The 14496-nt window shown below is 41.9% G+C and carries 13 protein-coding genes; 8 read left to right on the forward strand and 5 right to left on the reverse strand.

The features are described from left to right. Positions 1 to 118 precede the first annotated feature (118 nt). Positions 119 to 340, forward strand: coding sequence for a hypothetical protein (locus tag A3C46_02830; protein OGQ21531.1), 222 nt, complete (start codon positions 119 to 121; stop codon positions 338 to 340). Here the strand turns inward: A3C46_02830 and A3C46_02835 are convergent. Both A3C46_02835 and A3C46_02840 read right to left on the reverse strand, forming a co-directional pair. After that, positions 318 to 920: a hypothetical protein gene (locus tag A3C46_02835; protein ID OGQ21532.1), complete on the reverse strand. Its 603-nt coding sequence runs from the start codon at positions 918 to 920 to the stop codon at positions 318 to 320. The two genes, A3C46_02830 and A3C46_02835, sit on opposite strands and share 23 nt — an antisense overlap. After that, positions 893 to 2371, reverse strand: coding sequence for a glycerol kinase (locus A3C46_02840; GenBank protein OGQ21533.1), 1479 nt, complete (start codon positions 2369 to 2371; stop codon positions 893 to 895). Before A3C46_02840 ends, A3C46_02835 begins: the two co-directional genes overlap by 28 nt. Before the next feature lie 95 nt (positions 2372 to 2466). Between A3C46_02840 and A3C46_02845 the strand changes: the two genes are divergently transcribed. From A3C46_02845 to A3C46_02855, 3 genes are read left to right on the forward strand one after another with little or no spacing between them, the layout of a single operon-like run. Then, a complete protein-coding gene (locus A3C46_02845) occupies positions 2467 to 3084 on the forward strand; it encodes a hypothetical protein (GenBank protein ID OGQ21534.1) in 618 nt (205 codons plus the stop codon). A gap of 13 nt (positions 3085 to 3097) precedes the next feature. Then, a complete protein-coding gene (locus A3C46_02850) occupies positions 3098 to 4399 on the forward strand; it encodes a hypothetical protein (protein ID OGQ21535.1) in 1302 nt (433 codons plus the stop codon). A gap of 10 nt (positions 4400 to 4409) precedes the next feature. After that, positions 4410 to 4973, forward strand: coding sequence for a hypothetical protein (locus A3C46_02855; protein ID OGQ21536.1), 564 nt, complete (start codon positions 4410 to 4412; stop codon positions 4971 to 4973). On the opposite strand, the gene A3C46_02860 is transcribed toward A3C46_02855, so the two are convergent. The 3 genes from A3C46_02860 to A3C46_02870 all read right to left on the reverse strand — a co-directional run bounded on the left by A3C46_02860 (position 4970) and on the right by A3C46_02870 (position 9655). After that, positions 4970 to 6931: a hypothetical protein gene (locus A3C46_02860; GenBank protein OGQ21537.1), complete on the reverse strand. Its 1962-nt coding sequence runs from the start codon at positions 6929 to 6931 to the stop codon at positions 4970 to 4972. The two genes, A3C46_02855 and A3C46_02860, sit on opposite strands and share 4 nt — an antisense overlap. Then, positions 6928 to 8982: a hypothetical protein gene (locus A3C46_02865; protein ID OGQ21538.1), complete on the reverse strand. Its 2055-nt coding sequence runs from the start codon at positions 8980 to 8982 to the stop codon at positions 6928 to 6930. The genes A3C46_02860 and A3C46_02865 overlap by 4 nt, the downstream gene beginning before the upstream one ends. 79 nt (positions 8983 to 9061) lie before the next feature. Beyond that, positions 9062 to 9655 carry a hypothetical protein gene (locus A3C46_02870; GenBank protein ID OGQ21539.1) on the reverse strand — a complete coding sequence of 198 codons (594 nt, stop codon included), beginning with the start codon at positions 9653 to 9655 and terminating at the stop codon, positions 9062 to 9064. 345 nt (positions 9656 to 10000) lie between these two features. Here A3C46_02870 and A3C46_02875 point away from each other — a divergent pair, with 345 nt between their 5' ends. The 4 genes from A3C46_02875 to A3C46_02890 all read left to right on the forward strand — a co-directional run bounded on the left by A3C46_02875 (position 10001) and on the right by A3C46_02890 (position 14493). Then, positions 10001 to 10441, forward strand: a complete 441-nt coding sequence (locus A3C46_02875) for a hypothetical protein (GenBank protein ID OGQ21540.1) — start codon at positions 10001 to 10003, stop codon at positions 10439 to 10441. Between the two features lie 2 nt (positions 10442 to 10443). Next, a complete protein-coding gene (locus A3C46_02880) occupies positions 10444 to 10929 on the forward strand; it encodes a hypothetical protein (protein OGQ21541.1) in 486 nt (161 codons plus the stop codon). A 131-nt stretch (positions 10930 to 11060) separates the two neighbouring features. Continuing rightward, the gene (locus A3C46_02885) at positions 11061 to 13721 is read left to right on the forward strand and encodes a hypothetical protein (protein ID OGQ21542.1); all 2661 of its coding nucleotides are present in this window, start codon (positions 11061 to 11063) and stop codon (positions 13719 to 13721) included. Between the two features lie 55 nt (positions 13722 to 13776). Continuing rightward, entirely contained in the window at positions 13777 to 14493 is a 717-nt protein-coding gene (locus tag A3C46_02890; GenBank protein ID OGQ21605.1) for a hypothetical protein, read from the forward strand. Positions 14494 to 14496: the final 3 nt, after the last annotated feature.

Raw genomic sequence — 14496 nt, forward strand, 5'->3', positions numbered from 1 at the left:
CTTCTTGGCTAGGAGCAATGTACTCCTCACGTCGTTCACTCTTCAAGGGAAAAGTGTCATTACTTTTCTCTTATAATCCCCTTGCATCTCACGATTGATCTTCGTAAATTTTTTTAGCATGTCACTTTTTTCATTTTCATCTGATGATATTTATTCCATTTTTGTGGCGGTTCTTTTTAGTATTGTCGGCTTTGCAGCCTGGCGCTATGGCCGTCGTTCTCAGAGTGGACGACATATGATTTTGGGAGTGGTGCTCATGGGCTATGGTTATTTTGTCCACAATGTTTGGTGGTCACTTGGGATAGGAACGCTGCTCGTCATCTTTCTTTTTTGGCCGTAAGTTTGGTTTGTAAAAAATCTACTTTTTCAATCTCATACGTGTATTCACCACTCCACGATCCTTTAAAAAATTCAGTTTTTGGTATGAGGGCAACGCCTTTTGCGCCAAGGGTTTCGGCAAGTGCGACGGATGCTGTATTTCGTGTGTCCATTTTGATGATTATTTTCATCGCATTCCATATTGTAAAAAGATGTTCAATAATACAGCGACAGGCTTCGGTTGCATAACCTTGTCTCCAGAAGGGACGGAAAATCGTATACGCAAGTAAAGCGTGTGGTGTTTCTCGAGGTAAGGTGACTTCGATTTGGCCGATCAATTGCTTTGACTGCGAATCGCGTACAATCCAATTGAGCCAATATTCAGATTTATCTGGAGAGAATCCTCCTTCGAGAAAGCGAACACGTTCTCGAAAATTTTCCTGTGAAGTTGGAGGATCTTTTGCAATCCAGGTGTAAAGTTTTGGATCTTGAGAAAGTTCATAGAGTTGCTTTGCATGTTGATGGGAGAGAGGTTCGAGTTGTAAGCGAGAAGTAGTGAGTGTGTGAAGATGAGTCACGCTTTTTTGATAGCACTTTGCCAACGCTTAAGACGCCACGATACTTCCTCATCTGACATTTTTGGAGAAAAAGTTTTTTCTTCCTTCCAATGTGAAGCAATATCCTGTTCGTTTTCCCAAACTCCGACGGCAAGGCCTGCAAGAAAAGCAGCGCCAAGCGCTGTTGTTTCAATAACGTGTGGACGAATAAGTGTTGTTTCCAAGATATCTGCTTGAAACTGCATTAAAAGATCGTTGGCAGAAGCGCCACCGTCTACTTTGAGTGTGGTAAGTTTTTTCCCGATATCTTTTTGCATGGCTTCTAAAATATCGTATTGAAGAAATGCAATCCCCTCAAGACAAGCCCGAGCAATGTGAGCAGCGGTTGTCCCACGAGTGAGACCGGATATATTTGCCCGTGCCTCTGGTTTCCAATGTGGGCTCCCAAGACCAACAAATGCGGGAACAAAGCTAACCCCCGCACTATCAGGAACTGATGCTGCAAGGGATTCAATCTCAGAAGCAGTTGTGATCATTCCTAAACCATCACGAAGCCACTGGACTGCAGCTCCTGCAATAAAAGCACTTCCTTCAAGGGCATAAATCACCTTCCCATCACGTTTCCATGCAACTGTTGTTAAAAGTCCGCTCTCTGAGTGGACAATTTTTTCTCCTGTATTCATGAGAAGAAATGAACCGGTGCCATATGTGCATTTTGCATTTCCGGTTTCGAAACATGCTTGTCCAAAAAGAGAAGCTTGTTGATCTCCTGCAATGCCAGCGATCGGAATACCGTCAGGAAGTCCATCAACATTCTTCGTGACTCCATATATTTCCGATGAGGATTTGATAGAGGGGAGAATTTCTTTTGGGATTTGAAAAAGTTCCAAAAGTTGAGGATCAAACTGGCATGTTTCGAGATTCATGAGAAGAGTACGAGAGGCATTGGTGACATCGGTCACATGTGTTTTTCCATGTGTCAGTTTCCATACAAGATAGGTATCGATTGTTCCAAAAACAATATCTCCCTTTTCTGCACGTTTCGGAAGAGAAGGAATATGGTCGAGAAGCCAAGCGATTTTTGTCGCTGAAAAATAAGGATCGAGAATCAGACCGGTTTTTTCTCGGATCAGCGGTTCACATTTTTTTTGTTTTAAACTTTCACAAAGGTTGGCAGTTCGTCGATCCTGCCAGACAATGGCATTATGAACAGGTTTTCCGGTTGATCGTTCCCATAAGAGCGTTGTTTCACGTTGATTCGTGATGCCGATTGCAGCTATCTGTGCTGTTTCGATGTTTGCATGAGCGAGCGCTTGTTTGATCGCGAAACAGACTGATCTCCATATCTCTTCGGGATCGTGTTCAACCCAACCTGATTGTGGATAGTGTTGAGGAAATTCGCGATTTACTTTGGCATGAATATGCATCGCATGGTCAATCAGAAGCACCGTTGTTCCTGTGGTCCCTTGATCAATACTGAGAATATATTTTTTCATTCAGACTCCTGATCAAAATCATTTTTGCTACTGACTGTACTCATTTGTTTTTTTGCTCATTGGGACGAAGCTCTATCTCAAGAAAGGATAGTACCATGACAAAAAAAGGTTTCATTCTTATTCTTTATGTCGCGCTGTTTGTTCTGTTTTTACAGAAACCTCTCCATGCAGCCACGCAGGTGTATTTGGATCCGGAAAGTAAGCTGTGGATTACCGGTACCTCAACACTTCACTCTTATACCTGTGTTGCGCATGAAATACAGGCAGAGGTGGTCTTTCAGCCCGAGGTATTCCGTTTCAAATCGACTCCGGAAGTTGTCAATGAAGTAATCCGGAAGAAACATTGGAAACGTTTTCAGCTTGTTATTCCTGTCATGTCGCTTCGTTCAGGGAAAAAGGGATTGGATAAAAACATGTATAAAACCATGAAAGCGGAAACGCATGCTTTGATTACCTTTTCTCTCAAAAGTTTGCGACAGACGCAACCTGTGTCGAAGATCATTGCTCTTGGCACGCTTACGATTGCCGGTGTTGCACAACACGTAGAGCTTCCCGCAGAGCTTGAGATTCATAACGACGGATTTTGGATCAAAGGACAGAAAGAACTTTTGATGACGAGTTTTGGAATGCAGCCTCCCAAAGCAATGATGGGAGCAATCAAAACAGATGATGCGGTAACAGTCTTTTACGAACTTTTTTTCCGTTCCAACTAGTGGAGGAGCAATGATGAAATCACAATGGTGCAAATGTGCGGCAGGAATGATGATGGTATTTCTCGTGAGTGTCAATGCGTTTGGTATCGAAGTGATCAGAAAAGAAGATAAAGAGCTGGACATTAATATTCATGGACAGGTGCTTGGTTTTGGCGAGAGAGTGAAGGATCCATCCAGGAATGATTTACGTCTCTATCTCTTTCTCAAACAAGCACGACTTAATTTTAAAGGACGATTTGATGATTTTAAATATCATATGCAGCTTGTCTTTGGGGGTGAGGAAGAGGTCAAAGATAAGAATGCATCTCTGGGGCTTCTGGATTTAAGCGTTGATTTCCCTATTACAAGCATGATTCGGCTCAAAATTGGCCAATTTAATGTTCCCTATAGCAGAGAAAGAGTTACGGATGACGCTTTCTTTCTTTTCACGGATCGATCAATCCAGAATTTGGGCTTTCGTGTAGGTCGTGATGTGGGTGTTGCGGTGCATGGATATTTTCCGTATGATATCGCCGCAACGATTGGTGTATTTACGGGTGGTGGTCGCGATATTCCTCTGCGATTTATTCCGCAAAAATTGGGAACTCCTCTTTTCGTCACGCGTTTTGGAATCAATAAAGGACTGGATGAAGATATCTTTACGCTGAAGCAAAATAATTTTCGTAAAGATTCTTCCGGATGGGCTCTTTTCATGAACGGACTTTTTATGCGTGATTCGAATGTCGGTCATTCGACGGTGATGAATGTAAAAGCGACTGAAAAATCACTTTTGACAAATAGTAACTGGAACCCCTTTATTAATTTATCGCCGCTTGACAGAGGTGATCTCTGGCAAGGTGGCGCCGATTTTGCAGTTCGTACATCTGTCTCTTCCTGCATCGTGTCAGCTGAAGCTGAAGCAAACTATGCAAAATATGCGAATGGCTACGGTGGTTTGAGCCTCATGGGTGGGCGTATGCAGACATCGCTCTATAAGGCCCCGTTTGAAGTTGCGGTGCGGTATGCCGCGTTACGTCCGGATTCCCGTTTCAGATATTTTGACTCCAAAAACAAAACCACCTTTGATATTACACCAACAGGTGGGCTCATTCATGAAGTGGGTCCATCGCTTAATTTTTATTTCAAAGAGCATCATGCAAAAATCATTTTTGAACCATCAGTGCTCATCAATGTTCCTGTCGCCACGGAACCGGGTATTGGTTCTTACGTATTAACTGATCAGGTTGATCAAACGAGCGTGCTTGCATTGTCAGGAGCATCAGTTGCAAGAAAAGTTGTTCCACAAGCAAAGCTTTTGTTCCAAATGAATTTTTAAAAGGGGAACAATGATTTGGAAAATCATCATTCTTATTCTTTTTGGATCTCTCTGCACGATTCATTCTTTCGCCGAAGAAATAAAGATCTCTCTTTCGCGAGACCAGAAAGGTGTTTACATGCTTCAAGGTTTTTTGGACGTCAATGTTCCGGTGTCGATTGCGTGGGAAGTGCTCACAGATTATGACAACATTGATACGTTTGTTTCTTCACTTGAGACAAGCAGTGTGAAAACACGCGAGAAAGATGTTTTGCTCATTGAGCAGAAGGGAAAGGCAAAAGCTTTCCTTTTTCAGCAGAAAATTCGACTTTTGCTTCGTGTTTCTGAAACAGCTCTGCGTCATATTGCCTTTGATGATGTTTCATATCAGGATTTTAAAAGTTATTCCGGTTCTTGGTGTATTGAATCAACAGCTTCTGGGGTTCGCCTTCGCTATGTCTTGCTGGCGAACCCCCATTTGCCAGCAATGCAGTTTATTGTCCAGCGCGGTTTAAAAAATATGGCAAAGAATCTTTTGTATGAGGTGAAAGTGGAAATGGAAAAACGCTGTTTGCTGAAATGTGAAAATATTTAAACCAGTCCAATACTTTTAAAGAAGGCTTTATTATTTGATGTACGACCCAGGAAATTTTCAACTAAAACGAGTTCATCTTCACTCGCTCCCGGTTCTAAGATTTTTTTTCGTAATTCCATGCCGACATGAGCGTTCAGAACCCCTTCAGATTGAAAACGAGTAAAAAGATCTTCCGAAAAAACACGACTCCAAAGATAACTATAGTACGCCGCTGCATAGCCGATCAGATGTCCAAAGCTTGCTTGAAAGTGTGTCCCCTCAGGCATGGGAATACCGCGAATCTCTTTCCAGAGTTGCTTCAAGAGAGCAGTGGTGTCGACTTTTTTTTCCGTATGATAAAGATGATTGAGTTTGGACAACATCACTTGTCGTGAATAATTCAGAGCGGGAAAGGTATCTTTGGCTGCAATCATGCGACGTATCATCTCATCGGAAAGAGGTTTTCCTGTTTCATAATGTTTGCTGACAAGTTTAAGTGATTCAGGCTCATAAAACCAATTTTCCATAATTTGAGATGGAACTTCGACAAAATCCCATGCCACACGATAACCAGAGAGTTGTCGATATTCTTGGCGTGAACAGAGAAGATGCAGAATATGTCCGAATTCGTGAAAGTAGGTTTTTACTTCGCCTGGAGTCAGAAGAGAAGGGGAAGAAGCTGTCGGACGAGAGAAGTTTGCAAACATCACACATGCTGGAAGTTGATATGTCCCATCAGCAAGACGACGACCCTCATACAACGGGAAAATAGCTGCATGACTGTATTTCCCAGGACGTGGAAAAAGATCGAGATAAAAGTGACCTAATATTTCGCGTGTTGCAGTATCTTTGACTTCAAAAAGTTCAACCTCTTTATGCCAGGCCTTGCGGCCCTTCATTTTTTTCTCTTCTTTCACTTCCTTCATCTCGATACCGAAAAGTTTTTTGAAAAGCTCAAAGGCTGCTGTTGTGACATGCTCAAGTGGGAAATAGGATTTCAGTTTTTGTTCATCCAGATCAAAATGGAAGTTTTTATATCGTGTTGCATAATAACCAATATCCCAGTCTTCTACCTCTCGTGCGTTTGGAAAATCTTTTTGTTTCATGTCGAGAATTTTTTGAATCTCTCCGATGATGCGTGGTTGAAATTTTTTCTGAAGATCATCCAGGAAAGAGACAACTGTGGCGGCATTTTTTGCCATTCGATCTTCCAGAATATAATCGGCATAGTGATCATGATTCAACTTTTCAGCAAGCTGACGTCGTTTGTGTAAAATGTCATCAAGAAGGGGGAGATTTTTCTCTCGTGCTCGATTGAGAAATGTCGACTGCACTTTTTTTCGGATTTTTGCTGCAACAGCGTGTGCCATGACCGGAGTGACGTGAGGATAGGCCATGGTGAGACGATATTTTCCATTCTTTTGCTCGAGTGAAGAGATAAAATTGTCTTCAAGACCTTTCAGTTCTTCATTCGTGAGCCAGAGTTCATCTGAGCATTCGCGAATATTTTTCGAAAATTCAAGCTCTTCCTGAATCAATTGTTTTTTCAACATCAATACTTCATTTTGTTTCTTTTCAGAAAGTCCAAATCCATTGTGTTTAAATTTGAGAAGTTTTTTCGAAAGGACTTTTTCTTCTGCTGATGAAAGAGTCTTATCTTTACATGAAGAAAGAGCGGTATAGAGCGATTGCTGACTGTAGATATCGACATCAAGATAGCGTTGAAGTTCATTTACTGCATGCTCGGCTGATTCCCGAAGAGTGCTATGAGGAGAGGCTTGCTGCAGAATCACCAAGATGTTGAGCTGATCTTCTACGTCTGCTTCTATTTGATCAAATGCTGCGACGGTATTCTGAAACGATCTTTGGCTTTGTTTGAGAGACCCAATGTGATCAAAACGTTTCTGCGCATCAGAAATAATTTTTGCAGAATTTTTCTTTATCTCTTCTGCTGAAATATCAAACGAGGGAAGTTTCATTTTTTCAGACCAATGCTTCTGAAGAAAGCTTTCTGATTTGGTTTTCGGCCGAGGAAATCCTTAAGCATGTCATTTTCGTCTTTTGTTCCACCTGGTTCAAGAATAAATGTTCGATATTCTTTTCCAACCTTCCCACTTAAAATTCCTTCTTTTTGAAATCGGCGAAACATATCTGCCGCAAAAACTTCACTCCAGAGATATCCATAATAGGAGGCATCATAGTGCATTAAGTGATCAAAGCTTGCTTGAAAATGTGTTCCTTCTGGAGCATCGATAAGAAAGATTTCCTTCCAGAGTTTTTTCAACACGGCGTCGGTGTCGACATTTGCACCGTTTGCATAGTATTCATGAGCAAGAAAGGCATAGAGAATCTGTCGAGAATAGCGTGCGCCAGCGTAAAGATTTTTTGCTTCGATCATTTTTTTGACCATCTCTTTCGGTAGCGTTTCCCCTGTTTGATAATGATGGGAAATTTTTTCCAGAACAAGTGGCTCCCAAACCCAGTTTTCGAGCATATTAGACGGAGCTTCGACAAAATCTCGTGCCACATTCGTTCCTGAAAATTCAATATAGGGGGAGTGGCCGAGCAGGCCATGCATGACATGACCAAACTCATGAAAGAAAGTCTCAACTTCATCATGAGTAAGCAACGAAGGACGTGACTGAGATGGTTTGGTGAAATTGGCAACCATGGTTGCTACCGGGATTTGTAAACTTTTATCGGGAAGTATATGTGCTGGGACAATATCCCACATTGCTGCATGACCATATTTCCCCTCCCGTGGGAAGAGATCGATATAAAAATATCCAATAAGATCGTTGCTTGTATGGTCTCGTACTTCAAAGACTTGCACATCCGGATGCCAAACATCTTTGACAGAAATTTCTTGAAAGTTCAGTCCGAGAATTTGTTGATAGACTTCAAAGATTCCCTTGAGAACGTGTTCAAGAGGAAAGTATTCTTTTATTTTTTGATTATCAACGTCGTAACGTAATTTTCGAGCAAATTCATCATAGTAATATCTATCAGCGTCAGTGATTCTCACAGCTTTCGGGTCTTCATATTTACGTTTGAGTTCAAGCATATCATTGAAATCTTTCTTCAACGGTTTTTTTAGTTTTTGTCGGAGAGCAGTGAGAAATTTTTCAACCTGTTTTGGATTTTTCGCCATTCTCAGTTCAAGGATATAGCCTGCATGTGTTTTATAGCCGAGAAGATGTGCAATCTCGGCTCTCATGCGAATGATCTCTTCTAAAAGAGCCACATTTTTATCTGCTGCTCGGTTATACATCATTTTTTGTAATCGGTCGCGAGCATCCCCGCTTTTTGCATTGCGCACAAATGGGAAATAGTCAGGATAGGCATTTGTAATTTTGTATTTTCCATCAGGTATTTTTTCAAGACGACTAATATAGTCATCTGGTAAACCTTCCAATTCTTCTCTGGTGACCGTAATAAAACTTTTATCCTCTTGAATGTTTTTACTGAAATCTGATGTCAGTTGAACCAAATTTTTTTTCAAGGTGATAATTTTTTCGCGAATATCCTTTGGTTGTAAAAGCCCATTACGCTTAAAATCTCGAAGTGTTTCCTCCAGAAGTTTTTCATCAAGAGGCGAGAGTTTTTCTTTCTTTTGCGCATATATTTGAATGGCATTGAAAAGATCCTCACGTGTAAAAACTTCAATGCCGAACTGATCAAGCTTTACTTCACATGTTTGAGCAGTATCTCGAATTTTTTCATCAGGCGAAACGTTTGAGAGAAAAGCAAGTGGAGCAAGTGTCGTGATGAAATCTGCTTGGATGCGACTCAGTTCTGCTACTGTATTCTGAAAAGTTCTGGTGTCATCTGTCAGCAACGTCAAAAGTTTTAGACTTTTTTCTGCTTCCACGATCGCTGCATCGCATTTTTGCGAAATTTCTTTTGCTTCATACGTGAAAGAAGGGAGCGTTGTTGTCAGTTTTTGTATCTCTGTATGTGCCGATAAGCCGGGAAGGGTGATGGTCAAAAGAGCGATAAGAATAACAAGCAGACGATGACGAACGTGCATAAACTTTCTCCTCAAAGGTTGTGAAAAGTTAAATGAAAGATCCGCTTTCATAGCAATATCAATACAGTCTGACAAGGGACTAACACCCAGGGCCTGAATAAGAGAAGTCACTGCCGATGACGTAATTGCAGCCCCCTTGGCTTCCGGAGCCGATTCCTGTGTTGAAACTTCGATGAAGAGTTCCACCTTGTGACCAGGAACCACCTTGTCCATGCGCATTTGCTGCTTGGATGACATTCACGACAAAGGGAACTCCGAAGGCATTCAGACCTGCAAGATTCCCTTGTTGATCAAGAGTATATTTCCCCGGCATGGGATATCCCCCTCCAGCTCGCGCAGTCCACCACAAAGCTTCGTTTTGTGAAACTTCACGATTATTGATAAAAACTTTTGAACTTCCTTTGGAGGCAGAAGGAGAAAGTTCACCAACACAATGTTTCGGGAAAAGAAATCCCATTGCAGGTCCTTCCCACTGTCCCCAAAGACCTGATGTTTTATCGCACCAATATTTTCCTGACTTTGGTTGAACACCATAAACTTTTTTGATCTCTGCAAGTTGAACTTGAGTCAACTCTTGATTGTTCATGATCACTTTTGCAGGTGCATTTTTTTGCTCTGCAAATGCAGATTGAGAAATGCAAAAAAGAAGAACAATAAAAATAAATTTTTTCATAAAAATCCTCGGTATCAACGGCTGCTTCGGACAAACTTTCTCGGGCCGCTCCATTGTGGGTCGACCCACAATGTTCGCTTAGCTCTCGACAATTTTATTGTCAAATCCCGGGTGTTAAAATTGTCTCGAGATACCCTGCGAAAGTTTATCCTCGCGCGCCGTTGTGCACATGTCTTAGGTCGTTTGCAAAATCCTCGTATGTCATTGCGAGGAACACAGTGACGAAGCAATCTCCTGTAACGGTGTTTTCAGGAGATCGCCACGCCCTTCGGGCTCGCGATGACGCCCTTTGCAATCAGACTCTGAGAACTTGACGCAGAGAAAGGTTCTCATTAGAAACAGATGATGTTTGCAAAGCTTTTTCCGATTTTCATCGCCATTCTCGGCGGTATTCTGGTTGCGATTCTCATTCGACTCAACGCTGCGCTTGGAGAACGAGTCGGTATTTTGGAATCTTCCTTTGTCGTGCATCTGATAGGAACTATTTTTGCGCTCCCTTTTTTATTTGGAAAATTTTCATCCTTTTCGTTCTCACGTCTGAAACAGTTTCCTCCGCATCTTTTTTTCGGTGGAATGTACGGCATATTGATTGTTTTGAGCAGCAATTATCTCGTCAGTCATATCGGAATGGCGCTCACCGTTGGGATTTTTTTAGCATCCAATTTAATTTTCGGAACGCTTGCGGATCATTTCGGTGTTTTTGGTCTCCCCGTTTTTCCCTGTGATCGAAGACGGGTTTTTGGACTTGCGCTCAGCGCTCTCGGGGTTGGTTTTCTTTTGGGGTAATCATGTTTTCTTTTTTTATTCTCCTTGCAGTGGTGAATGGTGGCCTTCTGACGCTTCAATGGCTTACCAATGCCGCTCTTGGAAATCATGTGGGGAGTCTTGGAAGTTCTTTTGTGAATCATTTTGTCGGAGCTATGGTTGGTTTCCTGATTGTTTTATTGGGATTTCGTACTGGAACTTTCGATTTTCAAAACATTCCTTGGTATTATTTTGCAGGTGGTTGTTTGGGGGTGTTTGTCGTGTATAGTATAAATGTTGCTATCACACATATTGGAGCTATGCTCACCACACTTCTTTTTGTAACGTTTCAACTTCTGACATCAGCAGTGATTGATCATTACGGTTTTTTTGAAGCGAAACAGATTCCGCTCGACTCTAAAAGAATCATTGGACTCTTCTTTCTTTTTTTAGGTGCCTGTATTGTGCTGGTAAAACCTCGGAAGGAATTAATGAAAGTTAATCTTTCCGAAATTGTTGAGCGATCTTAGGGTGCGTGGACAATGAAGCTATCAAAAAAGAACGAAGATGGATAACAAAAAAGAAGAGCGAAGCCAAGGACATCCGAAGTTAATGTCACCGAAGTTATTGTACTAATTCAAAAGAATGTTAGAGGAAGCTGATGCGGCATCGGTTATTTTCTTTCATTTCTTTTCTGGTCATACGCCATCCCTGGAAAATCACGGGAGCTTCGCTCTTTCTTACCATTCTTTCGATTTTTTTTGCTCTCTCCCATCTTGCCCTTGATGCTGATTACGACAATCTTGTTTCTGAAAAACTTGACTATCATCAGCGGTACAAATCTTTTTTAAGGGAATTTGGAGACCAGGAATATCTCTATGTTGTCGTGGAAGCAGAAGGAGATCCGCAGCGTGCGCGCGATTTTTTGGATCAGCTTGGAGCAAGACTCACAACCATTCCGGATATTCAGGAAATCGCCTGGAAAATAACAGATCCTGCTCTTGAAAAAGGTTTTCTTCTCTATCTTTCAGAAGACGAAATAAAAGAGGTCGGCGATTTTCTTTCGGAAACTCCATTTTCTCTCCGTCATATGGCAGCATGGAAAGGGCTCGATTCTTTTTTTGCGGCAATTGCAGGCACTCTTCCGTCAATGACGACGCAGTCTGAAACTTTCCTCGCGCGCGGATTTACACTTCTTTCAGAGATGATGGACATGATGCAAGAAACGCTCGGGAAGAATGAAATCAAAACCGGAATCTTTGATACATTTTTGCTGCGGCAGGCTGAAAATTTTGATCCCAAAGGTTATCTTCGGAATGGTGATCTCTTTTTTCTTCTGATGATGCCTCAAAAAGATTTTTCGACGATGTCGGTGATCGAAAAACCGTTGGAGGAAATTCGTAAAACAATTGACCTTACGCGAAATGAATTTCCCGGCATCAAGGCGGGATTAACCGGAAGACCGGTGCTTGCAGCTGATGAGCTGATGGCCACAAATCGGGATATGAATCTTGCAACCGGACTTGCGATTCTTGGTGTTGGTATTCTGTTTATTCTTTTTTTTCGAAGTTTCACTCGTCCACTCCTCGCAACGCTTTCATTGTCTATGGGGATTGCCTGGACCTTTGGGGCTGTCGCCCTTTTCTGGGGTGAGTTGACGATTCTTTCTCTTGTCTTTGCGCTCATTCTTGTTGGAGCAGCCAATGAATATGCTCTTCAATATGTTGGACGCTATGAAGAAGAATTTGCAAAAAGTCGTAATGCGAGTCTCGCAACACAACAAAGTCTCATGACAACCGGAAGAGCCAATATCACAACAGCACTTACGACTGCTCTTGTTTTTGCAACCCTCATGTTCACTGATTTTACAGGTCTCGCACAGCTTGGAATGATTGCCGCCATTGGCATTCTTCTCTGTCTTCTTTCGATGACGGTTGTACTGCCTGCCATGCTTTTTCTTGCAGATGAACGAAAATCAGGAACGAACTTTATTTCTTTTCAACCTCTTCAATTTCGTTTTCTCCCAAAACTTTATACTTCACCACGTCTTCTTCTTTTCACTCTTTTTCTTCTGACACTTTTCCTGATTCCTTTTGCTTTTCGTGTCCGTTTCGATACGAACCTTTTGCAACTTCAAGCAACAGGGCTTGAATCTGTTATGTTTGAAAACCTCATTCTTCAAAAATCGAGCGAGACGACCTATTTTGCCAATATGATCGTGAAGGATACAAAAGAAGCAGAAGAGAAAGCAGATCTCTTGCGACAACTCCCGAGTGTTCGTCGGGTTGATACGCTTGCTACCGTTATTCCTGAGCGTCAGGAAGAGAAACGAAAACTTCTTTCTTCGTACCTTCCAAAATTCCAACACATTTCGTTTGCTCAGGTCGAGAGCGATATCGATCGAGAGAAGCTTATCGTCTCTCTCACGCAATTTTCAGGATCGCTTGAAATACTTCTCAAGAAAGCATTTGCTTCTGGACGTACGGATGCTGTGAATGAACTCGAAACGTTTTTGGAAAAAGTAACGTTACTCCAGAAAAAAATTGAGAGCGCTGATACAGCAGCACTCGAAAGACTTGGTGCTTTTCAGATGCTTTTTCTGAACGAACTCAAAAAATATGCAGACATTCTTGTTCAGGGATTTTCTCCAGCCATGATGACAACTAAAAATTTACCCCCTTTTTTAAAGAGACGTTTTCTGAGCGAACACGGGAAAGAAGCAATCGTCATTTATCCCAAAGAAAATATTTGGGACCCGCAAGCCCTTGAACATTTTGTCGATGATATTCGCTCTGTTGATCCACATGTTGTTGGAACCCCGATTGAAGTACATGAATCGGGAAAGTTAATGGTGAAGACACTTCTCGCAACAGCGTTTCTCTCGGTCTTTGTGATTTTTCTTTGTGTCTGGTGGGATTTTCGCTCAGTGCGACTCACACTTCTTTCTCTTTTTCCTCTTCTTCTCGGAACGACATGGCTTTTTGGATGTATGGGACTTTTCAATATTTCTCTCAACATGGCAAATTTTTTTGCGATCCCTATTCTTATTGGTGTTGGTGTAGACAATGGAGTCCATCTGCTTCACGGTTTGCATCATGATCGAAATTTGCATGCGATTGGTGAATCAACGGGAAAAGGACTTGTGCTCACTGCATTTTCAAATGCGATCGGTTTTGGCATGATGATGATCGCAAGTCACAAGGGTCTTGCAAGTTTAGGTCAAATGATGACGATCGGTGCTGCTGCCTGTTTGATTGCAACTGTTGTTGCACTCCCACCGCTTGCAGCGAGAATTATGAAATGGGAGAAAAAAGATGTTTGAAGCTTTAGGACGGTCATTGCTCAAATCATTCAGCGCACCTCTGATGATGAGTACCATGTTTTGTGAGGCGCTGAAAACTGCTTGGACAGAGCGTGGCAAGAGCGACAAGCTTGTTTGGAACGTTATCTTTCAACAGATTCTTTTCACTGGGGTTGAAGCGATGAAGGTTGTGACGATCATTGCGCTCCTTCTTGGTTTTGTAACGATTATTCAAACCGTAACACAACTTCCGAAAGTGGGAGGCGAAGCGCTTATCGGCAAGATGCTTGTGCTTGTAGTTGTACGAGAACTTGGTCCGATGCTCACCGCTTTTATTATTATCGGCAGATCAGGAACCGCGATTGCGATTGAAATTGGCAATATGATCGTTAATCATGAGATCGAAGCCATCGAGATGATGGGCATTAATCCGCTTCGTTTTATCGTGCTTCCGCGCCTCATTGGAGTGACTATTGCTGTTGCTTGTCTTTCCCTCTACTTTACAATTGTTGCTCTTTTTGGAGGATTTCTTTTTTCAAAATTTTTTACTTTTTATCCTTTTCCTGTTTTTCTCGATCATTTAGGAAGTGCGTTTGGGGTGTGGGATCTCACGGTCAATATCATGAAATGTACGTTGTTTGGCGTGATTGTTGCTGCCATCTGCTGCTATCGGGGATTCACGGTAAAATTTTCTTCAACAGAAGTTCCGCAGGTGACAACAAAAGCTGTTGTGGGTTCAATATATGTTTGTTTTTTAATCAATGCCGTTATCACAGCATTTTTCTATATATAATGA

This window comes from Deltaproteobacteria bacterium RIFCSPHIGHO2_02_FULL_44_16 (assembly GCA_001798185.1).
Lineage (GTDB): Bacteria > UBA10199 > UBA10199 > 2-02-FULL-44-16 > 2-02-FULL-44-16 > 2-02-FULL-44-16.